Origin of the sequence: Micromonospora sp. NPDC052213, from assembly GCF_040679695.1 — a bacterium.
Lineage (GTDB): Bacteria > Actinomycetota > Actinomycetes > Mycobacteriales > Micromonosporaceae > Micromonospora.
On record NZ_JBFAVI010000005.1, the window covers coordinates 71,423 to 94,339 of the forward strand.

At 74.5% G+C, this 22,917-nt stretch carries 24 protein-coding genes; 13 read left to right on the forward strand and 11 right to left on the reverse strand.

Annotation, left to right across the window (positions count from 1 at the left end; genetic code table 11):
- Position 1 precedes the first annotated feature (1 nt).
- Both AB0L34_RS02820 and AB0L34_RS02825 read left to right on the forward strand, forming a co-directional pair.
- Positions 2-823 (forward strand): HAD family hydrolase, encoded by an 822-nt coding sequence (locus tag AB0L34_RS02820; RefSeq protein ID WP_363701305.1) that lies wholly within the window; start codon positions 2-4, stop codon positions 821-823.
- Complete coding sequence (locus tag AB0L34_RS02825; RefSeq protein WP_357450435.1) at positions 823-1,635, forward strand: HAD family hydrolase; 813 nt, start codon at positions 823-825, stop codon at positions 1,633-1,635. Before AB0L34_RS02820 ends, AB0L34_RS02825 begins: the two co-directional genes overlap by 1 nt.
- Before the next feature lie 33 nt (positions 1,636-1,668).
- Here the strand turns inward: AB0L34_RS02825 and AB0L34_RS02830 are convergent, their stop codons facing one another.
- Complete coding sequence (locus tag AB0L34_RS02830; RefSeq protein WP_357450432.1) at positions 1,669-2,271, reverse strand: bacterial proteasome activator family protein; 603 nt, start codon at positions 2,269-2,271, stop codon at positions 1,669-1,671.
- 83 nt (positions 2,272-2,354) lie between these two features.
- On the opposite strand from AB0L34_RS02830, the gene AB0L34_RS02835 reads away from it, so the two are divergent.
- On the forward strand, positions 2,355-3,152 hold the full coding sequence (locus AB0L34_RS02835) for an alpha/beta hydrolase (protein WP_363701308.1): 798 nt from the start codon (positions 2,355-2,357) through the stop codon (positions 3,150-3,152).
- A gap of 79 nt (positions 3,153-3,231) precedes the next feature.
- Positions 3,232-4,428, forward strand: a complete 1,197-nt coding sequence (locus AB0L34_RS02840; RefSeq protein ID WP_363701310.1) for an ABC transporter substrate-binding protein — start codon at positions 3,232-3,234, stop codon at positions 4,426-4,428.
- A 90-nt stretch (positions 4,429-4,518) separates the two neighbouring features.
- Here AB0L34_RS02840 and ddaH read toward each other — a convergent pair whose 3' ends face one another.
- Positions 4,519-5,352 carry a dimethylargininase gene (ddaH, locus tag AB0L34_RS02845; protein WP_357450423.1) on the reverse strand — a complete coding sequence of 278 codons (834 nt, stop codon included), beginning with the start codon at positions 5,350-5,352 and terminating at the stop codon, positions 4,519-4,521.
- A 59-nt stretch (positions 5,353-5,411) separates the two neighbouring features.
- On the opposite strand from ddaH, the gene AB0L34_RS02850 reads away from it, so the two are divergent.
- Both AB0L34_RS02850 and AB0L34_RS02855 read left to right on the forward strand, forming a co-directional pair.
- A complete protein-coding gene (locus AB0L34_RS02850; RefSeq protein WP_350702553.1) occupies positions 5,412-5,870 on the forward strand; it encodes an Lrp/AsnC family transcriptional regulator in 459 nt (152 codons plus the stop codon).
- 126 nt (positions 5,871-5,996) lie between these two features.
- The gene (locus AB0L34_RS02855) at positions 5,997-7,853 is read left to right on the forward strand and encodes a beta-propeller domain-containing protein (RefSeq protein ID WP_363701312.1); all 1,857 of its coding nucleotides are present in this window, start codon (positions 5,997-5,999) and stop codon (positions 7,851-7,853) included.
- Positions 7,854-7,929: 76 nt separating this feature from the next.
- Here the strand turns inward: AB0L34_RS02855 and AB0L34_RS02860 are convergent, their stop codons facing one another.
- The 3 genes from AB0L34_RS02860 to AB0L34_RS02870 all read right to left on the reverse strand — a co-directional run bounded on the left by AB0L34_RS02860 (position 7,930) and on the right by AB0L34_RS02870 (position 10,020).
- Entirely contained in the window at positions 7,930-9,036 is a 1,107-nt protein-coding gene (locus AB0L34_RS02860; RefSeq protein ID WP_357450417.1) for a hypothetical protein, read from the reverse strand.
- 79 nt (positions 9,037-9,115) lie between these two features.
- Positions 9,116-9,382 carry a DUF6457 domain-containing protein gene (locus AB0L34_RS02865; RefSeq protein WP_363701314.1) on the reverse strand — a complete coding sequence of 89 codons (267 nt, stop codon included), beginning with the start codon at positions 9,380-9,382 and terminating at the stop codon, positions 9,116-9,118.
- The gene (locus AB0L34_RS02870; protein WP_363701370.1) at positions 9,379-10,020 is read right to left on the reverse strand and encodes an NTP transferase domain-containing protein; all 642 of its coding nucleotides are present in this window, start codon (positions 10,018-10,020) and stop codon (positions 9,379-9,381) included. Before AB0L34_RS02870 ends, AB0L34_RS02865 begins: the two co-directional genes overlap by 4 nt.
- Before the next feature lie 99 nt (positions 10,021-10,119).
- On the opposite strand from AB0L34_RS02870, the gene fdhD reads away from it, so the two are divergent.
- The gene (gene fdhD, locus AB0L34_RS02875; protein WP_363701316.1) at positions 10,120-10,974 is read left to right on the forward strand and encodes a formate dehydrogenase accessory sulfurtransferase FdhD; all 855 of its coding nucleotides are present in this window, start codon (positions 10,120-10,122) and stop codon (positions 10,972-10,974) included.
- Here the strand turns inward: fdhD and AB0L34_RS02880 are convergent.
- From AB0L34_RS02880 to AB0L34_RS02890, 3 genes are all read right to left on the reverse strand, one after another.
- Positions 10,964-11,440 carry a GAP family protein gene (locus AB0L34_RS02880; protein ID WP_363701318.1) on the reverse strand — a complete coding sequence of 159 codons (477 nt, stop codon included), beginning with the start codon at positions 11,438-11,440 and terminating at the stop codon, positions 10,964-10,966. The two genes, fdhD and AB0L34_RS02880, sit on opposite strands and share 11 nt — an antisense overlap.
- A 122-nt stretch (positions 11,441-11,562) precedes the next feature.
- The gene (locus tag AB0L34_RS02885; protein ID WP_363701320.1) at positions 11,563-11,814 is read right to left on the reverse strand and encodes a flavin reductase; all 252 of its coding nucleotides are present in this window, start codon (positions 11,812-11,814) and stop codon (positions 11,563-11,565) included.
- Positions 11,811-12,092 (reverse strand): hypothetical protein, encoded by a 282-nt coding sequence (locus AB0L34_RS02890; RefSeq protein WP_363701322.1) that lies wholly within the window; start codon positions 12,090-12,092, stop codon positions 11,811-11,813. The genes AB0L34_RS02885 and AB0L34_RS02890 overlap by 4 nt, the downstream gene beginning before the upstream one ends.
- A 207-nt stretch (positions 12,093-12,299) precedes the next feature.
- Between AB0L34_RS02890 and AB0L34_RS02895 the strand changes: the two genes are divergently transcribed.
- The 5 genes from AB0L34_RS02895 to AB0L34_RS02915 all read left to right on the forward strand — a co-directional run bounded on the left by AB0L34_RS02895 (position 12,300) and on the right by AB0L34_RS02915 (position 16,700).
- Complete coding sequence (locus AB0L34_RS02895; protein WP_363701324.1) at positions 12,300-13,043, forward strand: helix-turn-helix transcriptional regulator; 744 nt, start codon at positions 12,300-12,302, stop codon at positions 13,041-13,043.
- Entirely contained in the window at positions 13,031-13,225 is a 195-nt protein-coding gene (locus tag AB0L34_RS02900; protein ID WP_363701326.1) for a DUF397 domain-containing protein, read from the forward strand. Before AB0L34_RS02895 ends, AB0L34_RS02900 begins: the two co-directional genes overlap by 13 nt.
- A gap of 164 nt (positions 13,226-13,389) precedes the next feature.
- Complete coding sequence (locus AB0L34_RS02905) at positions 13,390-14,265, forward strand: alpha/beta hydrolase (protein WP_363701328.1); 876 nt, start codon at positions 13,390-13,392, stop codon at positions 14,263-14,265.
- 327 nt (positions 14,266-14,592) lie between these two features.
- Positions 14,593-15,786: an FAD-dependent oxidoreductase gene (locus AB0L34_RS02910; protein WP_363701330.1), complete on the forward strand. Its 1,194-nt coding sequence runs from the start codon at positions 14,593-14,595 to the stop codon at positions 15,784-15,786.
- The gene (locus tag AB0L34_RS02915) at positions 15,783-16,700 is read left to right on the forward strand and encodes an RNA polymerase sigma-70 factor (RefSeq protein ID WP_363701332.1); all 918 of its coding nucleotides are present in this window, start codon (positions 15,783-15,785) and stop codon (positions 16,698-16,700) included. The genes AB0L34_RS02910 and AB0L34_RS02915 overlap by 4 nt, the downstream gene beginning before the upstream one ends.
- A gap of 102 nt (positions 16,701-16,802) precedes the next feature.
- Here AB0L34_RS02915 and AB0L34_RS02920 read toward each other — a convergent pair whose 3' ends face one another.
- From AB0L34_RS02920 to AB0L34_RS02930, 3 genes are all read right to left on the reverse strand, one after another.
- On the reverse strand, positions 16,803-17,843 hold the full coding sequence (locus tag AB0L34_RS02920) for a DUF4192 domain-containing protein (protein WP_363701334.1): 1,041 nt from the start codon (positions 17,841-17,843) through the stop codon (positions 16,803-16,805).
- Positions 17,844-17,932: 89 nt separating this feature from the next.
- On the reverse strand, positions 17,933-20,623 hold the full coding sequence (locus tag AB0L34_RS02925) for an AAA family ATPase (protein WP_363701336.1): 2,691 nt from the start codon (positions 20,621-20,623) through the stop codon (positions 17,933-17,935).
- A 139-nt stretch (positions 20,624-20,762) separates the two neighbouring features.
- Positions 20,763-21,344 (reverse strand): NAD(P)H-dependent oxidoreductase, encoded by a 582-nt coding sequence (locus tag AB0L34_RS02930; RefSeq protein ID WP_363701338.1) that lies wholly within the window; start codon positions 21,342-21,344, stop codon positions 20,763-20,765.
- A gap of 165 nt (positions 21,345-21,509) precedes the next feature.
- On the opposite strand from AB0L34_RS02930, the gene AB0L34_RS02935 reads away from it, so the two are divergent.
- Positions 21,510-22,901, forward strand: a complete 1,392-nt coding sequence (locus AB0L34_RS02935) for an MFS transporter (protein ID WP_363701340.1) — start codon at positions 21,510-21,512, stop codon at positions 22,899-22,901.
- Positions 22,902-22,917: the final 16 nt, after the last annotated feature.

Sequence of the window (22,917 nt, forward strand, 5' to 3'; positions counted from 1 at the left end):
GATGACCCGCCCGGGCCTGCCCAAGCTGATCGCCACCGATCTCGACGGGACGCTCGTCCGCAGCGACGAGACCGTCTCCGCGTACACCCACGGGGTGCTGGACCGGGTGCGCGCCGCCGGGATCCCGGTGGTCGGCGCGACCGGCCGCGGTCCCCGACTGGCCGAGCTCACCCGCAACGACATCCGCGCCGCCGACTTCCTGGTGATGGCGGGCGGCGGTCGCGTGGTCGACCAGAGCGACCCGGCCGGGCCGGTGGTGCTGCGCGACGAGCGCCTTTCCGCCGAGGTGCTGGCCACGCTGCTCGCCGACCTGGAGGCGGCGGTCGGGCCGCTGACGGTGATGGTCGAGGCGTCGGACGAGCACGACGCGCCGCTCTGGGGCGACTACCACCCGAGCTGGCCCTACCAGGACGCGTTCGAGGCGCGCAGCCGCGCCGAGTGCCTCTCCTGCGACGTGATCAAGGCGTTCGTCCGGACCGCCGACCACCACGTCGACGAGTTGCTCGCCGTCGCCCGGGAGGTCGTCCCGCCGGAGGTCGCCACGCTCACCCAGGCGGGGCTGGGCTTCGTGGAGATCTGCCCGCCGGGGGTGGACAAGTCCACCGGGCTGGCCGTCGTGGCGCAGCGGCTCGGCGTCGACCCGGCCGAGGTGCTGGTCTTCGGCGACATGCCCAACGACCTGCCGATGTTCGCGTGGGCCGGCTGGGCCCGGGTGGCGGTCTCCAACGCCCACCCGACGGTCCGCGCCGCCGCCGACGAGGTGACGCTGCGGAACGACGACGACGGGGTGGCGGTGTACCTCGATCGACTACTGTCCCGCTGATGGGAGAAGCACCTCGGCTGATCGCCACCGACATCGACGGCACCCTGCTACGGGACGACCGCACGCTCAGCCCGCACACCGCCGACGTGCTGGCGCGGATCTCCGCGCGGGGCACGCCGGTCGTGCTGGTCACCGGCCGTCCGATCCGCTGGCTGAAGCTCGTGTACGACCAGCTCGCCGAGCCGCTGCCGGCGATCTGCGCCAACGGCGCGGTGGTCTACGACCCGGCCGCCGACGAGGTGCTCCGGGCCGACCCGCTCGCGCCGGAACTGCTCGCCGAGGTGGCCCGGCGGCTGCGCGCCGAGGTGCCCGACATCAGCTTCGCGGTGGAGATCGTCGACAGCCGGCAGATGCGGCACGAGGCGCACTACCCGCTGCGCTGGGACGCCGACCACGAGGCGATCCGGGCGGTCGAGACCCCGGAGGAGCTGCTGTCGGCGCCGGCGGTGAAGCTGCTGGCCCGGGCCGCCGACCAGGACCCGGACGCCTTCGTCGCGCTGGTCGCCGGGGCGCTGGAGGGGCTGGCCGAGGCGACCCACTCGTCGTACTCGGGGCTGGTGGAGATCTCCGCCGCGGGCGTGACCAAGGCGGCCGGGCTGGCGTGGTACTGCGCCCGGCTCGGGATCGACGCCCGGGACGTGGTCGCCTTCGGCGACATGCCCAACGACGTGCCGATGCTGACCTGGGCCGGGCGGGGGGTGGCGGTGGCGAACGCGCACCGCGCCGTCCTGGCGGTCGCCGACGAGGTGACCTCGGCGAACTCGGCGGACGGCGTGGCGGCGTACCTGGAGAAGGTCTTCGGGGTGGGCTGACGGCCGGCCGGGGGGCCCGGCCGGCCGTCACGCTCAGAGGTACTGGCCGGTGCTGTGCCCCTCGCCGCCCTGCGGCTGGCCCATGCCCGGCATGCCCGGCATCACGCCGCCGGGGCCGCTGGGCAGCGCCTGCCGGCCCGAACGCATCTGTTCGAGCTGGACCCGGGCGGCCATCTGCTGGGCGACCAGGGCCGCCTGGATGCCGTGGAAGAGGCCCTCCAGCCAGCCGACGAGCTGGGCGTGCGCGATGCGCAGCTCGCTCTCGCTGGGTGCCTTCTCCTCGGTGAAGGGCAGGGAGATCCGCTCCAGCTCGTCCCGCAGCTCGGGGGCGAGCCCCTCCTTGAGCTCGACGATCGACCGCTCATGGATCTCCCGCATCCGGTGCCGGCTGGCGTCGTCGAGCGGGGCGGCCTTGACCTCCTCCAGCAGCTGCTTGATCATGCTGCCGATCCGCATCACCTTGGCCGGCTGCTCGACCAGTCGGGTGGGGTCCTCGCCGGCGGCCTCGTCGGTCTGCACGGTGCCGACCGGCCGCCCGTCCGGGCCGACCACCACCACCGTTCCGGAGTGACCGGTGCCGTCCTGGCCCGGCTCGTCGTTCTGTCCAGCGGAGTGCGTTTCGGTCATGGGATCCATCTTTACCCAGCCGCACGGCACACCGCGCCCGGGGACCGATCCCCGACGCCGGATCGGCGGGTGATCCGCGCTACGGTCGCGCCATGCCCGCCGACCCGCGCGCCGTACTCAGCCGCCCCGCCCCGGCCCCGGACGTCACCGTCTCCTACGGCGACCACCCGGACCATGTCGCCGACCTGCGCCGACCCGCCGGGTCCGGTCCGGCCCGGCCGCTGGTCGTGGTGGTGCACGGCGGCTTCTGGTGGGCCGAGTACGACCGGCGGCACACCGACCCGCTGGCCGCCGCGCTGGCCGCGCTCGGCCACCCCGTGGCCCAGGTGGAGTACCGCAGGACGGGGCAGCCGGGCGGCGGCTGGCCCGGGACGCTGACCGACGTGCTGACCGGCGTGACGGAGCTGCCCCGGCTGGCGGCCGAGGCGTTGCCCGGGCGGGTCGCCGCCGGGCCGCCGGTCCTGGTGGGGCACTCCGCCGGCGGGCACCTGGCGTTGTACGTGGCGGCGACCGCCCCGGTCGCCGTCGGCGGCGTGCTGGCCCTGGCCCCGGTGTCGGACCTCGCCGAGGCGTACCGGCTGGATCTGGACTCCGGGGCGGTGGCCGCGCTGCTGGGCGGCGGCCCGGCCGACCTCCCCGACCGGTACGCCGCCGCCGACCCACGGTCGCTGGTGCCCATTCCGACACGGACAGTAGTCATGCACGGCGCGCTGGACGAGCAGGTGCCGGTGGCGATGAGCCGCGAGTTCGTCGCGGCCGACCGGGCGGCAGGTGGCGGCATCCGCCTCGTTGAGCTGCCAGAATGCGAGCATTTCGGGCTCATCGACCCGGAGTCGACGGCATGGCCGGAGGTCACGGCTGCTCTTCGATCTCTACTGGAAGATCGCTAAGGATTGACGCAGCGTCGCTGACCCGGTAGAACGCCGAAGGGGCGCGATCCGCCCTGCAACGCTCCCTGGAAGGAACCCGGTGTCGCAGATGAACCGCAGGCGGGCACTCCAACTGCTGGCCGCGCTCGGAACGGCGGGTCTCGCCGCCGGCTGTGGCACCGATGCCGCCGAGGGCGAAGCGGCCGGCGACGGAAGCCCGATCAAGATCGGCCTCATCGCGCCCACCAGTGGAGGTCTCAAGGCGATCGGCGACGAGATCACCAACGGCTTCCAGCTCTTCCTCGACCTCAACGGAAACGGCCTGGGCGGACACCCGGTCACCCTGCTCACCGCCGACGAGGGCGAGAGCGTGAAGACCGGCAAGGCCGCCGTCGAGGGGCTGTTGAAGCAGGGCGTGCTCGCCCTCACCGGCGTGGTCGACTCGAACGTCATGTTCGGCATCCGGGACACCGTCGAGCAGGCCCGGGTGCCGCTGATCGGCTCCAACGCCTCCCCGACCAGCCTGCAGAGCGTCGTCTACATCTGGCGGACGTCGTACGTGCTGGACGAGGCGGGCCGGGCGCTGGGGCGCTACCTGCGGGAGCAGTTGGGATCCTCGGCGCGGCTGGCGATCATCGCGCCGGAGAACGCCGGCAGCCAGGACGTGGTGCGGGGCTTCAAGCAGGAGTTCGGCGAGTCCGACCCGCGCATCAAGGACCCGGTGACCTGGACGGGCGTCTTCACCAACCCGTCGAAGTCCGCGTACCGGGCCGACATCCGCACGGCGCTGGGCCGCAAGCCCGACGCCGTGTTCTGCTTCTACGCCGGGCCGGCGGCGGTCGAGTTCATCAAGCAGCTCCGCACCGAGGGCTTCACCGGCAAGATCTACGCCCCGGGCTTCCTCACGGAGGGCACCGTGCTGGAGGCCGTCAAGGCCGAGGAGGCGACGGGCATCCAGACCGCGCTCAACTACTCGGCCGACCTGAACAACAACGCCAACCGGCGGTTCGCCTCCGCGTACCGCAAGAAGCACGGCACCTCGCCCACCACCTACGCCATGGCCTCGTACGACGCGGCACAGGTGCTCGACCAGGCCATCCGGATCGCCGGCGTGACGCCCAACCCGCAGCAGGTCAACCTGGCGCTCGGCAAGATCGGCCAGATCGACAGCCCGCGCGGGGTGTGGCAGTTCAACCAGCCGCGCACGCCGCAGCAGAAGTGGTACCTGCGCGAGGTGCAGCTCGACGGCCAGGTGCTGTCGAACGTGCTGGTCACGGAGCTGGCCACGCTCGGCTGACGGCCCCGCACGACGCGCGAGGGGGCCGGCCTCCCCACCCGAGAGGCCGGCCCCTCCGTCGTACGCCTCGCTCAGCTCGCGCGGCTCGGCTCAGTGGCGCAGCTCGGCGATGCAGCACTTCACGCTGCCGCCGCCCTTCTTCAGCTCGGCCAGTTCGACGGGGACCGGGTGGTAGCCGGCCGCCTTCAGCTTCCCGGCCAGCCGGGTCGCCGCGCTGTTGAGCACCACGTTGAGCCCGTCGCTGACCAGGTTCAGGCCGAACGCCAGCGCGTCCTCGTCGTCCGCGACCACCGCGTCGGGAAAGAGCTGGGCGAGCACCTTCTGGCTGGCCGCCGAGAAGGCGCCCGGGTAGTAGACGATGTTCTCGTCGTCGATCGACGCCAGCGCCACGTCCAGGTGGTAGAAGCGCGGGTCGACCAGGCGCAGCGACACCACCGGGCGGCCGAGCGCCTCCTGCGCCTCGGCGTGGGCCGGCAGCTCGGTACGGAAGCCGTGCCCGGCGAGGACCAGCCCGCCGTGCGCCTCGGGCAGGTACGCGAAGTCGCCCTCGCCCTCGTTCGTCTCGCTCGGCGCGATGAACCGCCAGCCCTGCGACTCGTAGAACGCCCGGTGCGCGGCGGCCTCGGCGGCCCGCTGCTCGTGCTTGAACTGCGCGCCGTAGACGGTGCCGTCGACCACGAACGCGCCGTTGGCCGCGAAGACCATGTCGGGCAGGCCCCGCTCGGGCGTGAGCAGGTGCACCTCGTGGCCGAGGCCGACCAGGGTCTCCCGCAGCCGGTCCCACTGCTTGACCGCCAGCTCCGCGTCGACCGGGGTGCTGACGTCCATCCACGGGTTGATCGCGTACTCGACCGTGAAGTGCTCGGGCGAGCACATGAGATATGTCCGCTTTCGCGGGACTCGCTGCTGGTTCACGGTGACCAAGGGTAGGTACCGTTGAACTTTGGTAACAGCCACAACCATTGCTTCCCAGAGGCGGAACGTTGCAGATAGATGCCGTAGACCAGCGGATCATTGCGTTGCTTGTCGCGGACGCCCGCGCCTCGTACGCGGACATCGGACAACGGGTGTCACTCTCCGCCCCGGCGGTCAAGAGACGGGTGGACCGGCTGCGGGCCGCCGGGGTGATCCGGGGCTTCACGGCGGTCGTCGACCCGGCCGCCGTCGGCTGGACCACCGAGGCCTTCGTCGAGCTGTTCTGCGCGGGCCGGACCACCCCGGCCCAGATCGGGGTCGCCACCCGCCGGCACCCGGAGGTGGTCGGCGCGTACACGGTCTCCGGCGAGGCCGACGCGCTCGTCCACCTGCGGGCCGCCGACATCGCGCACCTGGAGGCGGCGCTGGAGCGGCTGCGGGCCGAGCCCTTCGTGACCTCCACCCGCAGCACGATCGTGCTCTCCCGACTGGTCGAGTCCCCCGGCGTCGGGCCCTCCGGCGGCTGACCGCGCCGACCGGGCCCGGGCGCGGCGGAAAGCGCCGGTGGTCGCCCTTGCCGCCGGTCACGAACTGCGGCGCGGAAGGTCCGGGCGGGTCGGAACCACACGCCGCGCGGCCGCGTCGAACCGGCCATGAGACGGGGAGCACACATCCTGGCGGCCGGCACGCTGGCCGCCCTCACCCTGCTCGGCGGGAGCGCGATTCCGCCGCGGCCCGGCGATCCGCCGCCACGGCGCCTGCCGGCCGCGCCGGTGCTGGTCTCCTTCGACTCCTGCGCCGACGCGCTGGCCGGGCTGCGGGCCGCCGCCCGCGCGTCCGTCGGACCGCGGGGATTCGGCGGCGGCTGGCGCACGGGGGTCGCCCTCAGCGCGGTCCCGGACGCCGCGCGGGCGGAGGCCGCAGCCGCCCCCGAGCACTCCACCACCAACAACCACGAGGCCGGCGCGGACGAGCCCGACCTGGTCAAGACCGACGGCCGGCGGATCGTGACGGTCAGCCGGGGGCTGCTGCGGGTGGTGGACCCGGCCGCCCGGCGGGAGACCGGGCGGGTCGACCTCACCGGGGCGCTGCCGGAGCTGGGGTGGGGGCAGCAGAGCCTGCTGCTGCACGGCGACCGGGCACTGGTGCTGGCCCAGGTGGGCGCCGGCGGGGCCAGGGAGTTCGCCGGGTCGCGGATCGCCGGCGTACCGCGGCTGATCCTGGTCGACCTCGCGGGCCCGCCGCGGGTGCTCGGCACCTACCGCATGGACGGGAGCCTGGTCGACGCCCGGCAGACCGGGTCCACCGCGCGGGTCGTCGTCCGCACCCGGCCCCGGCTGAAGTTCCCGTACGTGAAGCGCGGCACCGACGCGGCGCGGACGGCCGCGAACCGGGCGGTCATCGACCAGGCCGGGGTGGAGGCGTGGCTGCCGGCGTACGAGTGGACGGCCGGCGCCCAGCGGCACACCGGGCGGGTCGGCTGCGACCGGCTGAGCAGCCCGCCCACCTGGTCCGGCACGTCGATGTTGACGGTGCTGAGCTTCGACCTGGCCGCCGACCGGCTCGGCGACGGCGACCCGGTCACCGTCGCCGCCGACGCGACCACGGTCTACGGCACCGGCCCGAACCTCTACCTCGCGGGCAAACGCCCGGTCACGGGTCGGCCCGCCGGGCCGCGCCGGGACCGGCCGGCGGGCGCACAGGTCACCGAGATCTACCAGTTCGACACCGGCGCACCGGGGCGTCCCCGCTACCTCGCCGCCGGCACCGTGCCGGGGTCGCTCGTCAACCAGTACGCCCTCTCGGAGTGGCAGGGGCACCTGCGGGTCGCCACCACCACCGGCGATCCCTGGGGCGCCCGCCCGAGCTCCGAGTCCGGCGTGCACGTGCTGCGCCGGGACGGCGACGCGCTGACCCGGGTCGGCGCGGTCACCGGCCTCGGCCCGGGCGAGCGGATCTGGTCCGTGCGCTTCCTCGGCGGCTCCGCGTACGTGGTCACGTTCCGCCGGACCGACCCGCTCTACGCGGTCGACCTGGCCGACCCGACCGCGCCCCGGGTCACCGGCGAGCTGAAGATCACCGGGTACTCGGCGTACCTGCACCCGCTGCCGGACGGGCGGCTGCTCGGCGTGGGCCAGGAGGCCGACCGACGGGGGCGGACGCAGGGGCTCCAGGTCTCCCTGTTCGACGTCCGCGACCCGGCCCGGCCGGCCCGGCTCGACCAGTGGCACGTGCCCGGGCAGTACTCCGCGCTGGAGTACGACTCGCACGCCTTCCTGCACCGCCCGGAGACCGGCCTGGTCGCCCTCCCGGTCGGCGACGACGTACGCCTGCTGCGGGTTTCCGGGAGCGACATCGGCGAGGTCGGCACGGTGTCCCACCCCGGCGGGGCGGGCGCGGTTACCCGGTCGTTGCTGGTGGGTGACGTGCTCTGGACCGTCTCCGACGCGGGCCTGCGCGCCACCGATCCGACCACCGCCCGGAGCCTCGACTGGCTCCCTGTGACCTGATTCTCCCTCCCCGGCGGGTGGGGCCCGGTTTCTCGGGGTTTCCGGGCCCCACCCGTCTCAGCCGAGGAGGCTCCGGTCAGAGGTACATGCCGGTGCGGTGCTCACCCTGGTCGCGCCTGACCGCCTTGTCGCCCTCGCCGAAGAAGCGCTTGCCGCCGAACTCGCCGTGCAGCCGGTCGTCCAGCTCGTCCGCGAGCCCCGTCATCACCTGCACGGCGAGCATCAGGTGGGTGGCCTGGAAGTTGCGGCCGAAGACCGGGATGGACGCCCACACGGTGTCGTCGGCGCAGTAGAGCCGGCCGATGGGCATCCGGTTGGTCAGCTCGGAGAGCTTCACGTAGAGCCGCTCGGTGGGCTCGACCTCGGTGAGCACCGGGGAGAAGACGTCCACCAGCGGCGGGTTGTCGCGGACCCGGACGAAGACCATCGCCGAGCCGGCGCGGATGTTGATGTCGCCGTCGGAGTCGACCTGCAACCGGTCCGAGTCCGACTTGAGCATGGTCGAGACGACCGTGCGGACCCGCTCGGCGAGCGCGGCCACGTCGCCCTCCGGGGCCTGGGCGGCGGTCGCCGCGGCGAGCGCCTCGTCCAGGTCGGCCTCCACGTCGCGGTCCGGGCCGAACTCGCTGCGCGCGGTGCCCAGCGGCTCCACCGGCAGCGGCTCCCCCTCGGCGTCGTGGATCAGGTAGACGAGGAAGGCGGGGTGCGGGGCGCCGTAGACGTCGCGCAGCGTCCGGGTGATCAGGGCCGCCAGCCGGGTGGCGTCGGTGGTGTTGCCGTCCAGCCCGAAGTGCTCGCCGGAGCCCGCCACCACGCCGGGCGGCGACCAGCCGAGGGCGATCATGTCCGCCACCGCGGCCCGGTCCAGCCGGTAGCCCTGCGGCAGGGTGGCGTTGCCGACCGCGCGGGCCGCCAGCCGGCCCTCCTCGCCGACGTCGACGCTGACGGAGTAGACCGCGTCGCCGGTGCCGGAGGCGGTGGGGTCGAGCGTCAGCTCGACGTGCGTACCCGTCGGCAGCGCCGCCAGCCGCTCGGCCAACGCCCGCGCGAACTCCCGCCACGCCTGGGTCACCTTCGCCCGCAGGTCGGCCGTGGTGGGCTCGTCGAGCAGGATCGGCTCGTGGTGTGCCGGCAGGGTGCCGGGCGTGTCACCGTTCGGCGCCGAGGGGTGGTCTGCCGTCATGATCGCCTCCGTCCGTCCAGGTCACCCTACCCACGGATCCTGGGGGACGAATCAGCCCGACAGCGATCGGACAACGACCTCAGGCGGGGCCCTCGCCGGCGCGTTCGGCGCCCAGTTCGACCGGCCACGAGGCGGCCAGCGCGCTGAGCCGGGCCGCGGCGCCCGCCGGGTCCGCGCCCCCGCCGACCGCCAGCCCGAGGAGGTACGCGGTGACGGGCGCGCCCGGCCGCAGCACCTGGTGCGCCACGTCCTTGGCCAGGTCGAGCACGGCCGGCACCGGCACCTGGGCGGGGTCGAGGCCCAGCTCGGCACAGGCCGCCGTCACCCAGTCGTCCATCACCGTCATCGCGCCCACTCCTCCGCCCGGCGTACGTCCTCGTCAGTGTCGCAGTCGAACCAGGGCGGCGGGCCGGCACCGGTCCACGGCACCTCGCGGACCCGCAGCCCGGCCAGCAGGGCCCGGATCGGCGCCCCGGCCAGCGACGCGGCACCGCCCCGCCCGGCACGGGTGGCCGGCTCAAGGGCGGTGGCCGGCTCGGTGGCGGTGGCCGGCTCAAGGGCGGTGGCCGGCTCAGGGGCGGACCGCTCGGCGGCGAGGCGGTCCAGGGCGGCGCGCAGCGGGGCCACCCGCCACACCCCGCAGAGCGTCTGCCGTCGCCCGTCCTGGTCGACGTAGCAGGCGCCGTCGTGATCGACGTCGAGCCGGTCGAGCAGCCCGCCGACGGCGGCACGGGTGAGCAGGGGCAGGTCGGCGGCGAGCAGGGCGACCACCGGCGTACCGGGGTCGAGCAGGGCCAGCCCGGCCGCCGCGGCGGCGACGGGACCCCCGCCCGGCGGCTCCTCCCGGGTCACCCGCACCCCGGCGGGCACCGGCCCGGGCGGGCCGACCACGATGCGCGGGACGGCGTCGGCGACGGCGGCCAGCACCCTGTCCCGCATGGGCCGGCCGCCGACCACCCGGGCGGGCTTGTCCACGCCGCCCATCCGGCGGGCAGCCCCGCCGGCCAGCACCACCGCCGCGTACGCGTCCACCCCGCCACGGTAGCCGCGCGGCGACGCGGGGGCGGGGTGCAGGATGGCGGGATGGGACGGGCGACTGACCGACGCGGCGTGCTCCGCGTCGACCTCGACGCGGCGGACACCGGCCGCACCTCGCTACGCCGGCAGGATGCCCTCGCCGTGGAGGAGCCGCTGGAGATCCGGGTCGGTGCGGCGGGCCCCGGCCGGCGACGGCCGCTCGCGGTGACCATGCGTACGCCCGGCGAGGATCTGGACCTGGCGATCGGCTTCCTGCTCACCGAAGGGCTGATCCGTGCCGCCGACGACGTGCACACCGCGCAACTCTGCGCCGGCGCGGAGACGCCCAACACGTACAACGTGGTGGACGTGGTGCTCGCGCCCGGCGTGCCCGAGCCCGCCACCGACCCGGCCCGGAACTTCTACACCACCAGCTCCTGCGGGGTGTGCGGCAAGGCGAGCATCGACGCCGTGCGTACCCGGTCCGTCTTCGCGGTGGGTGACGACCCGCTGACCGTGCCGGCGGCGGTCCTGGCCGAGCTGCCGGACCGGCTGCGGGCGGCGCAGCGCGGTTTCGACCGCACGGGCGGGCTGCACGCGGCGGCCCTGTTCACGGCGGACGGCGAGCTGGTCGTGCTGCGCGAGGACGTCGGCCGGCACAACGCGGTCGACAAGGTGATCGGTTGGGCGGTCCGCGAGCGGCGGCTGCCGCTGGCCGGGCACGTGCTGCTGGTCTCCGGGCGGGCGAGCTTCGAGCTGACCCAGAAGGCGTGGATGGCCGGCGTGCCGCTGCTCGCGGCGGTCTCCGCGCCGAGCAGCCTGGCGGCGGACCTGGCCGAGGAGGCGGGGCTGACCCTGGTGGGCTTCCTGCGCGACCGGACGATGAACGTCTACGCCCACCCCCGCCGGATCACAGCCTGATCCACGTGCCGAGCAGTTCCAACCGGGCGGCGGCGTCCCGGGCCAGCAGGAAGCCGGCAATGCCGAGGACCCAGCCCAGCATGCTGCCGGAGGTCCGCACGATCCAGGCGTTGAGGCGGGCCAGCAGCGGCTCGACCAGCCTCGGCCCGGCCACCCGGGCCGCCAGCAGCAGCACCGCCGGCAGCACCATCACCAGGCAGTAGGCGGCGAGCAGCCCCACCACCGCCCCCGCGCCGAGCCCCGAGGTGGTCAGCAGGCCGACCGCGCCGAGGTACGGCAGCATCGTCGCCACCTCGGCGAGCGCCGCGAGCAGCGCCAGGCCGACCAGCCAGCGCGGCGAGGAGTCGCCGGCCGTGGCCCGGTCCCGCCAGCGCAGCACCCCGCCGCTGCGCCGGGGCCGCTTGCCGTCGTAGCGGAAGCTGAGCACGAACAGGCCGATCCCGAGGGCGAGCTGCGCCCAGAGCACGGGCCGGTTGTCCAGCGCCCCGCGGGACGAACGTCCGCTACATCCTTCGGCGGATGCCCGTGTCCGGGGGGCGGTGGAAGGCGTGTCGAGCTGCCCCGTCCATGAGACCACCCGCGTACCGGCTAACCGCGGGCCCGCGCCCACCCGGTGAAGCGCTCGGTCAGGTCGCCCGGTGCCGGGGCGCGGTCCGACGCCGCGAGCTGTTCACCCGCCTCCGCCTGGAGGGTCGCCAGGTGAACCAGCAGGCCCGCCCGGTCCGTCCGGTACTCGGCGAGCAGCCGCAACTTCGCGGCGGAACACGGCCAGGCGATCCCACAGGCCGCGCAGCGCCAGGTGGGCCGGGTGGGCAGGTGCTCGGGGCGCCGCCGACTCACGCCGTCACCTGCACGCGGGAGATCGGGCGGCGGGCCGGGGCAGCGGCCGGGAGCGTCGTACGCCAACGCACCCCCTCGCACCGCACGTACAGCGAGCGCCGGTCCACGGCGTCGCCGCGCGCGTTCAGCTCGTAGACGTCGATCCAGCACCATCCGTGGTACGTGTGCCAGTCGGTCAGGACACGGATCACCCGCACGGTGATCGGGCGGACGAACTGCGGGCTCGCGGATCGGGTCAGGCACAGGACGTCGCCGGAGGTGATCTCTCGCGGGCTCACCGTCTTTCCCTTCGTCCGTCGGCTGGAGGAGGGGGCCGCCACGGATGCTCGCCCGGCGGCGGCCCCCTCGCCGGCACGACCGGCGGGCTTCGGGTGCCTCCACCGGCTCGCGCCGTCTACACAGCACCTTGCCGAGGGTTGCCAGACAGTGACACCGCGTAGCAGTCTGTACCGGAATCATTCGGGACGTTCGAGTGAGGGATGGGGATGAACCGGGCGGTACAGATAGCGATGGCGAAGGCCGGTGAGACTGCCGAGAGCCTTGCAGCTCAAGTCGGCGTTGACCCGAAGACGGCGGCGCGGTGGGTGAGCCAGGGACGAATTCCGCAGACCCGTCACCGTGCCCGCGTCGCCGAGATCCTGAACAAGGACATAGAGGAGCTTTGGCCGGACGCCCTGAAGCGCCGCGAGCCGGCCTGGTTCAGGCCGTGGACAGAGATTGAGCGCGAAGCGTCAGGGCTGCGATGGTTCGAGTCGGCCGTTCTCCCGGGCCTTCTGCAAACCGAGGACTACGCCCGTGCCGTTCTCACCAGCGGCCCTTTGAACGCCGACGCGGAAGCGCATGTCGACACCCGGCTACGCCGGCAGGCCGCCGTGCTCGATCGCCCGCGTCCTCCCCTCCTGGTCTTCGTGATCGACGAGGCTGCGCTCCGGCGAGGGGAACCCGAGGTCATGCAACCGCAACTGGATCACCTGATCGAACTTGCCCGGCGTCCGAACGTCATGGTCCATGTGCTTCCCCTTCGCGCTGGGCTGCACCCCGGCCAGGCCGGACCCTTCATCATTGCCAGCACGCCTGACGGCGACGTCGGCTACCTGGACGACCAAGCCGCCGGTCGCATCACGAATGACGTTGCTCCGCTCTGGGCCGTCTGGGATACCGTGAGATCGGTCGCGCTGCCGCGAGACCAGACCGTCGACCTTCTGAGAGCGCGATCATGGATGACCTGACCGGCGCGCGGTGGCGCAAGAGCACCCGCAGCAGCTCGAACGGTGGCGCGTGCGTCGAGGTCGCCGACAACCTTCCTGGCGTCGTCGCCGTACGCGACTCGAAGGACCCGGCCGGCCCGGCCCTCACCTTCGGGCCGGCGGCGTGGCGCGCATTCGTCGCTCGGGTCGCCGAACGGGCCTGACCGCCCCCGCACGCGACGTCTCGGCACGGGGCGAACCGAGACCGTCGTCGCCGGGACGAAACGGTGTGGCGGCCGGCCGCACGACGTCCTGTCGGCATGCTGCCGCTCCGGGCGGGGCACGACGGGCGAGACGGACGCGGCCGGTCCGTGGTTGACTGCCCGGCGTGAAGCTGGGCGTCGGCGAGCAGCAGCTTCCGGCCATCCTGGACCTTCCGGCCGGGCCGGCCCGGGGAGCCCTCGCCGTGCTGCACGGCTCCCACGCCGGCACGCGGTCCCACTTCCTCTACGAGCACCTGGCCCGGCTGCTGCCACCGGCCGGCATCGCCGTGCTGCGCTACGACCGGCGCCCCCGGGTCGACGGTCACGACGTGCCGCTGACCGCCCAGGCCGACGACGCGGCGGCAGCCCTCGACGTGTTGCGCCGGCAGGTCGGCGACGCCCCCGTCGGGCTGTGGGGGTTCAGCCAGGGGGCATGGGCGGCCGCGTTGACCGCCAGCCGGCACCGGGTCGACTTCCTCGTGCTCGTCGGGTGCAGCGGCGTCAGCCCCGCCCGGCAGATGCGGTACGCCACCGCCGAGCAGCTTCGCCGCCACGGGTACGGCGACGCCGACCTCGCCCACCTGAGCCGGCTGCGTCGGGTCACGGAGACGTACCTGCGCGGCGGGCTGCCCCGCTCGGTCGCCCAGGCGGAGCTGGACGCGGCCGTCGAGCGGCCCTGGTTTCCGCTGGTGTTCCTGCCGCGTGAAGTGCCGGAGCCGGGTGCCTGGGCCGACATGGACTTCGACCCGGAGCCGGTCTTCGCGGAGCTGTCCTGCCCGGTGCTGCTCTGCTACGGCGAGACCGACGCCTGGACGCCGATCGAGGAGAGTCTGGCGGTGTGGCGCCGGGCCGCCCGCGCCGCCGAGCTGACCGTCGCCCGGCTGACCGGCTGCGACCACGCGCCCACTCTGCACGAGGCCGACGACCTGGCCGGCGTCAGCCCGCAGTACGAGCAGGTCCTGCTCTCCTGGCTGAACCGGCGGCTCCCTGGCGGGGGATGACCCGGGGGCGCCACGCAAGTGGTGAGGGCGTAGTTCCGCCGGCCGGTGGTGGTGGTGTAGGTGTGGTCGTGCTCGCGGGCGGCGTGGAAGCACCAGGCCTGCCGCTGACCTGCGACTCCTGCTGTTCCGTCAGTTTCCGCGCGAAGCCAGTCGATCATGATTGAATGCTGCGCGTCGCGGTGCTCGGAGTGCTGGTGCCGCGCATCCGCTTCTCTTCGCAAGGTGACGTGGGTCATATCAAACCCCATGTCACGAACGGGACGGCAGCTTGCGTCTGGTGGTCGTCCGCACGGCGGGAACGACCGACACGAAAGAGACAGCAGAGCGATGAACGCGACAACAGCGCAGCGGCACGAGGTCCTGGTCCTGGGCGCCGGCTACGCCGGGCTCGCCGCCGCGATCCAGCTCGCGGCACGCACCAGGAAGCGTGGGAACTTGCGAGTGACGCTGGTCAACGCCTACGACACCTTCACCGAACGGCTCCGACTGCACATGACTGCCACCGGCCAGGAGACGGCCGAGATGAACATCCCGGAGCTGCTGGACGGCACCGGCGCCGGCTTCGTCCGCGGCTGGGTCACCGCCGTGGACGCCGAGGCGAAGACCGTCCGGATCGACGACGACCGGGTCCTGCGCTACGACACCCTGGTCTTCGGCCTGGGCAGCATCGCGGACACCGTCGCCGTCCCCGGCGTGGACGACCACGCCTACACCCTCAACAGCCCGGAGGACGCCGCCCTCCTCGCCGACCGGCTGACCCGGCTCGACGGCGGGACCGTCGTGGTCGGCGGCAGCGGCCTCACCGGCGTCGAGGCCGCCGCGGAGATCGCCGAGCGGCACCCGGAGCTCCAGGTGGTGCTGCTGGGCCGGCAGGAGCCGGGTGCGAGCATGCACCCGAAGGCCAAGGCCTACCTGAACGCGGCGCTCGCCCGGTTCGGCGTGCGGGTACGCAGCGGCGTCGAGGTGGCCAAGGTGCTGGCGGACAGCGTCGAGCTCGCGGACGGCTCCGGCATCCCGGCGGCCGCGGTGCTGTGGACCAGCGGCACCCGCGTCTCGCCGCTGGCTGCCGCCGCGGGCCTGACCGTCGACGAGCGCGGCCGCGTGGTCACCGACAGCGCGCTGCGCTCGGTCTCCCACCCGGACGTCTACGCCGTGGGCGACGCGGCGGCGATCCGCCAGGGCTACGGCGTGATGCACGGGACCTGCCAGGGCGGCATGCCCACCGGCGTGCACGCGGCCCTCTCGATCCTGCGGGTGCTGGCCGGCAAGGAGCCCAAGCCCTTCCGCTTCGGCTACTACCACACCCCCGTCAGCCTGGGCCGGAACGACGCCGTCGTGCAGTTCACCCACCCTGACGACAGCCCGCGCCGGATCGTGCTCACCGGCAAGCGGGCCGCGAAGTACAAGGAGGCGGTCACCGCCGCGCCGTGGCCGACCTTCGCCCGCATGAAGAAGATGCCCGCCTCGGGCGCGTTCTGGCCGCACGGCGGCCGCTACACCCGGATCCGGAGCGCCAAGTGACCCAGCCGCAGCAGGCCGGCCCCGACCAGCTCGCCTTCCAGCAGTACCGCACCCTGCTCTTCTCCGTCGCCTACCGCATCCTCGGCACCGCCGCCGACGCCGAGGACCTGGTCCAGGACGCCTGGCTCAAGTGGTCGGCGGCCGACCGTTCCCAGGTCGCCGACCCCAAGGCCTATCTGACCCGGATCGTCTCCAACCTGGCGATGGAGCGGCTTCGTTCGACCCGCCACCAGCGCGAGACCTACGTCGGGCCATGGCTCCCCGAGCCGATCCTCACCGGCCCGGACACCGCCGACGGCGTCGCCACGGCGGACTCCGTCTCCATGGCCCTGCTGGTGGTCCTGGAGACGCTGAGCCCCCTGGAGCGCGCGGTCTTCGTGCTGAAGGAGGTCTTCGCCTTCAGCTACGCGGAGATCGCAAAGGCGGTGGAACGTTCGGAGACGGCGGTCCGGCAGGCCGCGCACCGCGCCCGCGAGCACGTCCAGGCCCGCCGGCCCCGTTTCACCGCCGACCGCGCCCGCCAACGCGAGGTCACCGAACGCTTCTTCGCAGCGACGGCGGGCGGCGACATCAACACCCTCATGGAGTTACTCTCCCCGGACGTGACGCTGTGGACCGATGGCGGCGGCAAGGTCCGCCAGGCCCTCAAGCCGGTCGTCGGCCTGGAGACCGTGGCCCGTTGGTTCGCCGCGCTCGGCACCGTGCCCTACCAGGGCGTCGAGCCCGGGCAGATGCGGGCAGAGATCACCTGGATCAACGGCGGCCCGGGCGTGGTCTTCCGCGGCCCGGACCGCGTGGTCGCCACGCTGACCTTCGACTTCGACCCGGAGGGCCGCATCTCGACCATCCACAACGTGGCCAACCCCGACAAGCTCCACGCCGTCGCCGACGGAACTCGGCACGAACTCGCGTGAGCTGCGCGGTCGTTGTCGACGCCCTCCAGAATCCCCGTGAACGCCCGGACCCGCTGCCCCAGGCAAGGTCGGGACCAACTTCCGGAGCCGACCACTGAGGGATCATCGGGGGCCACGACGGCTGCGCCGGTGGCGTACGACGCCCGGCATGGCGCCGGCCGGCCACCCGTCCAACTCGGACGGCGGCACGCCCCGCCTCAGCAGGTCGTCGAGGAGCAGCGCCAGCGGGTAGCCGGGATGCTCGGCCAGGCACCGTTCCAGGGCGACCGCCGCCAGCGCCCCCTGCCCCGCCCGCCAGGCCGCGAACGCCAGCAGCGCCGCCGGCGCGGCGATCAGCTCCGGCTCGGCCCGGCGCAGCACGTCGGTCCAGAGCGCGATGTCCTCGTCCCGCCCGTCGGTGCGCCCCCACGCGTGGTCGCGGACCGGTACGTGGGTCAGCAGCAGGCTCAGCCAGGCCACCTCGTCGTCGCCGAGCCGCTGCCCCCGCCGGTGTCGGCGCAGCGCGCCGCGTACCGCCGCCGCCCCGGCGGCCCGGACCGCAGACCCGTCGCGCAGCTCCGCCGGGGGCGCCTTGTCGAGCAGCGCCACCAGGCGTCGCTCGGCGCGGGCGGCGGCCCGGCGCATCGCCACCCGGCCCGGGCCGTCGACCGGAGCGACCTGTGCGACGAGGGCGGCCCGGTCGGGCAGGGCGACCTGGCCGGCGAAGACGGCTGCCGCGCTGACCTCGCTCGCGCCGGCGTCGAAGCGGATGCCGTCGGGCGGGCAGCACTCCGGCTCCGTGCAGACGTACGACCAGTAACGGCCCTCGGTGACACGGAGGGCGTCCAGCACGGGGAGACCGGCCACGGCCAGCGCGGCGCGCACGGCGTCGACGGCGGGGGTGACCCGGGCGGCCGGGCCGTAACCCAGGACGGTGGTGGTCTCGGCGCCCTGCCGGACGATGACGCCGGCGAGGTGCCGGGCGGGATCGCGCGGATCTGCCAGGCCGGGCAGGTCGGCCCGGGCGGCGAAGGTGATCCGACGGCCCCGCATGGCCACCACGACCACGCTGTCGGCCGGGTGGAAGCCGAGCAGGTAGGGCACGGCGGCGATGAGGTCGGCAGGGGAACGGACGGCGAGCCGGGGGCGGTCGGTCGAGGTCATGGCAGGAGCCTGCGGCGCGGGCGAAGCCGCCGGCAGCCCCTGTGGACGACACGCGGGTTATCCACAGACACGGAGCGTGTCGCACCAGCTCAGGCGCTCACGCCCCGACGCGGGTCGGGCTGGTCCGCCACCAGGGACGCCAGCTCGCTGCGGGAGCCGACGCCCAGCTTGGGGTACGCCTTGTAGAGGTGGTAGCCGACCGTGCGTGGGCTCAGGAAGAGCTGTGCGCCGATCTCCCGGTTGCTCAGCCCTCGGGCGGCCAGCTGCACCACCTGGTGTTCCTGTGGCGTCAACCGCTGCACGGCACCCGTGTCGGCGGCCCGGACGCTCTCCCCGGCGGCGCGCAGTTCGGCACGCGCCCGCGCGCTCCAGGGCCGGGCCCGGAGCCGGTCGAAGATCTCCAGCGCCGAGTGCAGCACGATCCGCGCCTCGCTGATCCGGCGCGCCCGGCGCAACCACTCGCCGTGGAGCAGCTCGGTGCGGGCCCGTTCGAACGGTGGGCCGCCCTGCCGGTGCAGCGCCACCGCCTGGGCGTACCGGTCGTCGGCGTTGCCGTCCAGCAGTGCCTGGCACCGCAGCGCGACCGCCCGCGTCCACGGCTGGCGGACGTGCGCGGCCCATTCGGCGTACTGCCGGGCAGCGGGGAGCCCGTCCGCCGGCCGATTCACCCGTACCGCGGCCTCCACCAGGTCGGGAAGGCTGGCCATCGCGCCGCCACGGTGTCGCGCTGCCAGCATCCCGGAGAGCCGGCCGTAGGCCGCCTCGTACCGGCCGAGGCCCAGGTCCAGCAGGCTCAGCGCGCCCGCCGCGTGGACGTTGCCCGGCGTCACGCCCCGCGCTATCGGTTCCGCGGTCAGCTCGACGCACCGCTCTTCGTCACCCCGGACGGCGGCCAGGGCGGCCAGCACGGTGTTCAGGTAGACCGCGTGCCGGCGCTGCCCGGTGTCCGCCGCGATCCGCAGGCCCTCCGTGGCGTTGGCCTCCGCGTCGTCGTGCCAGCCGGACATGAGCTGGGTGCGGGCGAGCAGCGGGAGCACCGAGGCGAGCAGGCCGGCGGCGCCCTGCTGACGGGCCGTGTCGGCCAGTCGCGCCGCGATGTCGTGCGCGCTGTCGAGGTCGGCCAGCATCAGGTGCCACCACCCGATGTCGAGCAGCTCCAGGTGCTGCGCGCAGCCGGTCGTCTCCTCGACCAGCACCCGCAGCGGCCCGACCGAGGCGTCGGAGAGGGCGTTCTGCGCGGCGAAGACCCGGGACAGCGCGCTGACGAGGTGTGCGCTGGGCACGCCCAACTCCTCGGCCCGGGCGGCGGTGCGGTCCAGCGCGCCGAAGTCGCCCGCGTTGGCGGCCGCCCGGCCGGCGCGGAAGAGCAGGTGACCGGCCCGGCGCGGGTCGAGGGAGGCCACCGCCACGGCGGCGTCGGAGAGCAGGCGGTGGGCCTCCTTCGGGCGGTCCCGCGAGTCCAGCACGGTGGCGCGGACCAGGGCGATGTCGGCCAGTTGCACGGGATCGGTGACGTAGTCGGCGGCCTGGTCGGCCAGCGCCGCGGCCCGATCCAGCTGGCCGGCGTCGGCGGCCGCCTCCGCCGCCGTGGTCAGCCGTTGCCCGCGCCGGGCCCGGTCCGCGGTGAGCGCGGCGGCCCGCTCGCACATCGCCGAGACCGCCGCGCTCACCCGGGGCGACCCGCTCCGGGCGGCGGCCTCCAGGGCCTGCGCCGCCTCCTCGTCCGGGCCGATGGCCATCGCCGACCGGTGCCAGGCGTACGAGCAGACGTCGCCCCGGGCCGCGTAGACCGCCGCGAGCGCCTCGTGCGCCGCCATCCGGCTGCCGGCTTCCGCGGTCTCCCGCAGCGCCGTACGCACCAGCGGGTGCCGGAACACCAGCCGGCCCTCCACCAGCCGCACGAGCTGCGCCTGCTCGGCGGGGGTCAGGTCGTCCCGGGTGCAGCCGAGGCGTTCGGCGGCCGGGAGCACCACGGCGGCGTCGGCGGTGGACGCGTCGGCGGCGACGCCGAGCAGCCGCCGGGTCGCCTCGGGCAGCCGCCGCACCCGCTCGGCGAAGACCTGGTGAAGCCGCTGGTAACGCGAGGACGGCACGCGCCGCGGCTCGCCGTCCAGGGGCAGTTCCAGCAGGGCGAGCGGGTTGCCCTGCGCCTCGGTGAGCAGGTCCGACCGGAGGTAGCCGGGCACCGGCTCCGGCCGTTGCGCGACCAGGGCGGCGGCCGCCGCCTCGTCCAGCGGCCCGATCGGCAGCTCCGGCAGGCCGACCGGGTCGAACGGGGACGGCTCGTCGGCGCGGACCGCGACGACCACCGCGATCGCCTCGGCGTCAAGCCGACGCACGGCGAAGAGCAGCGCCTCCGCCGAGGCCGCGTCGAGCCAGTGCGCGTCGTCGACCAGGCAGAGCAGCGGGCGTTCCTCGGCCAACTCGGCCAGCAGGGTCAGCACGGCCAGCCCGACCAGGAACCGGTTCGTGTCGCCGCCGGCCTCCTGGCCGAGCGCCGCCCGCAGCGCCCGGGCTTGGGGGGCGGGCAGGGCGTCCAGCCGGTCGGTCTCCCGGCCGAGCAGCAGGTGCAGCCCGGCGTAGGGGAAGCCCGCCTCCGACTCGATCCCGTCGGTGCGCAGCACCCGCATGTCGCCGGCCAGGTGCGCGGCGTGGTCGAGCAGCGCGGACTTGCCGATCCCGGCCTCACCGCGCAGGACGAGCACCCCGCTGCGCCCGGACCGAACCTGCCCGAGCAGGGCATCGATCCGGGCGATCTCCTCGGTCCGGCCGTGCAGCACGGGAGTCAAGGCTACGCGGCCATCGTCGCGCTCATCGCCTGGTGAAGCGTCTCCTCCGACAGCGCGCCGTTGAGCGTACGGCCGGCGATCCGGAACACCGGCACCCCGCGTACGCCCTCGGCGCGCACCCGGGCGAGGGTCAGGCCGCGTACGGGGCGCGCTCGCGGGCCTCCCGCAGCGCCCGGCCCCACCAGCCGAGCTGGTCCAGGACGGTCTTGGCGGCGTTGTTGCAGCCCTGCGGCTCCACCGGCGTCCCGGACTCGTCGAACCTGTCCCAGCAGCCGTGGAAGCTGACCGTGTCCCGCACGGTCGTGGCGTGTACCTCGGCGAAGACCTGCCGCAGGTGCTCCACGGCGCGCAGGCCGCCGGAGACCCCGCCGTAGGAGACGAAGCCCACCGGCTTCGCGCGCCACTCGTCGCGGTACCAGTCGATCGCGGCCTTGATCGAGGCCGGGTAGCTGTGGTTGTACTCCGGCGTGACCACCACGAAGGCGTCGGCGGCGGCCAGCCGCGGCGCGAGCGCGGCGACCACCGCCGGCTGCGGCGCGCCGAACGCGGTGAGCGTCGCCGGCAGGTCGACCTCGGCCAGGTCGATCACGTCGACGTCGAAGCCGCCGTGCTGGCGCGCCTGGTCGACGAACCAGGTGGCCACCACCGGGCCGAAGCGCCCCTCCCGGGTGCTGGCCACGATGACGGCGAGACGCAACTGCTGCGTGGTCATGGATGTTCTCCCAGGTCGATCGGGTGTGTGCCGACCACGCTAGGCAGCCGGCGGCGCCCCGCCATCTGTCAACCGACCGGTCACGATCCGGGCCGCGGCCCCGGTGGCCGGTACGGTCGTTCGACAGATGCCCGGCGGACGTCCGCGTCCCTACCGTCGGCGCCCATGACCGCCACACACGCGCCGCAGCAGCAGCCACCCGTCGTCCGCACCCGCTGGGCCCCGGTCGCCGCCGTGGCCCTCGCCATGCTCGCGGTGACCTCCGAGCTGAGCATCGCCGGCGTGGTGCTGCCCTCGATCGGCTCCGAGCTGGGAGCCGACCCGGCGGCCACCACCTGGGTGTTGCTGGCGTACGCGCTCCCGATGGCCGCGATCTCCATCCCGGCCGGCCGCTGGGCCGACCAGGCCGACCCCCGACTGATCTTCGTCGTGTCCATGGTCGGCATCGGGATCACCAGCGTGCTCGCCGCCCTCGCACCGGCGATGTGGGTGCTGCTGGCCGTACGCCTGCTCCAGGGCGTCACCGGCGGGCTCACCCTGGCGGTCTACCTGCCGGTGATCGCCACGGCCGTGCGGGCGGACCAGCGGGCCCGCGCGATCAGCACGGTGGTGACCATCATGACCGTCGGCGGGATGGCCGGCGCGTCGCTCGGCGGGCTGGTCGCCGGCGCCCTCGGCTGGCGCGCGGTGTTCCTGCTGAAGCTCCCCCTCGTGGCGGTCGCGCTCTGGTTGGGCCTGCGGGCGTTTCCCCGCGACGGCCGGGGACTGCCCGCCCCCGGTCTGCCGCTGCTTCGCGAGGTGGTGCTGCTGGGCGGCACGGTCGCCGCGGTGCTCGTCGCGGTCGACGAGATCACGGCGCGGCCGGCGGTGGCCGCCGGGCTCGGCGCGCTCGCCGTGGTACTCGGCCTGACCTGGGCCCGGCTGCCCGCCTCAGGACCGGTCATCGCGCTGGTACGCGGTCGCCGCTTCGGGTTCACCGTCCTCGGGCTGTTCCTGGTGTGCTTCAACGTCGCGCTGACGGCCTTCCTCCTGCCGTACCTCCTCGCCGACGTCCTGCACGAGGGCCCGGAGGTCACCGGGATGCTGCTGCTGGTCAACATCGGCGCCATGACGGTCGCCTCGCCGGCCGCCGGCTGGCTCGCCGACCGGATCGGCGCGCTGCCCGCGGCGGCACTGGGCGCCGCGCTGGTCGCCGGCGCGACGCTGCTGCCGGTGACGCTCCCGGCCGACGCCGGTCTGGTGCACGTCGGATGGCAGGTCGCGGTGGTCGGCATCGGGTTCGGCCTCTTCAACACCCCGGTCATCGCGGCGATCATGGCGGCGGCGCCCACCGGGTCGACCGGCGCCGCCGGCGGGGTCAGCGGCACGGTACGGATGATCGCGACAACCCTCGCGCCCGCGGTCGCCGCGCTGTGCTGGACCGTCGGCGGTGGCGGGCTGGCCGGCTTCCGCACCGCCCTGGTGGTGCTCACGGCGATCCAGGCCGCCGGGGCGCTGGCGCTGCTGGCCGCCCGGCACCGCAGCCCCGCCCCGGTACCCGCCCGTGCCGGCGACTGACGGGTTACCTTGCGCA

Bases quoted from the DNA above. Each gene is read 5' to 3' on its own strand.
- AB0L34_RS02820 (WP_363701305.1), top strand. From the start codon at position 2: ATGACCCGCCCGGGCCTGCCCAAGCTGATCGCCACCGATCTCGACGGG.
- AB0L34_RS02825 (WP_357450435.1), top strand. From the start codon at position 823: ATGGGAGAAGCACCTCGGCTGATCGCCACCGACATCGACGGCACCCTG.
- AB0L34_RS02830 (WP_357450432.1), bottom strand. From the start codon at position 2,271: ATGGATCCCATGACCGAAACGCACTCCGCTGGACAGAACGACGAGCCG.
- AB0L34_RS02835 (WP_363701308.1), top strand. From the start codon at position 2,355: ATGCCCGCCGACCCGCGCGCCGTACTCAGCCGCCCCGCCCCGGCCCCG.
- AB0L34_RS02855 (WP_363701312.1), top strand. From the start codon at position 5,997: ATGAGACGGGGAGCACACATCCTGGCGGCCGGCACGCTGGCCGCCCTC.
- AB0L34_RS02860 (WP_357450417.1), bottom strand. From the start codon at position 9,036: ATGACGGCAGACCACCCCTCGGCGCCGAACGGTGACACGCCCGGCACC.
- AB0L34_RS02865 (WP_363701314.1), bottom strand. From the start codon at position 9,382: ATGACGGTGATGGACGACTGGGTGACGGCGGCCTGTGCCGAGCTGGGC.
- AB0L34_RS02870 (WP_363701370.1), bottom strand. From the start codon at position 10,020: ATGGGCGGCGTGGACAAGCCCGCCCGGGTGGTCGGCGGCCGGCCCATG.
- fdhD (WP_363701316.1), top strand. From the start codon at position 10,120: ATGGGACGGGCGACTGACCGACGCGGCGTGCTCCGCGTCGACCTCGAC.
- AB0L34_RS02895 (WP_363701324.1), top strand. From the start codon at position 12,300: ATGAACCGGGCGGTACAGATAGCGATGGCGAAGGCCGGTGAGACTGCC.
- AB0L34_RS02900 (WP_363701326.1), top strand. From the start codon at position 13,031: ATGGATGACCTGACCGGCGCGCGGTGGCGCAAGAGCACCCGCAGCAGC.
- AB0L34_RS02910 (WP_363701330.1), top strand. From the start codon at position 14,593: ATGAACGCGACAACAGCGCAGCGGCACGAGGTCCTGGTCCTGGGCGCC.
- AB0L34_RS02920 (WP_363701334.1), bottom strand. From the start codon at position 17,843: ATGACCTCGACCGACCGCCCCCGGCTCGCCGTCCGTTCCCCTGCCGAC.
- AB0L34_RS02930 (WP_363701338.1), bottom strand. From the start codon at position 21,344: ATGACCACGCAGCAGTTGCGTCTCGCCGTCATCGTGGCCAGCACCCGG.
- AB0L34_RS02935 (WP_363701340.1), top strand. From the start codon at position 21,510: ATGACCGCCACACACGCGCCGCAGCAGCAGCCACCCGTCGTCCGCACC.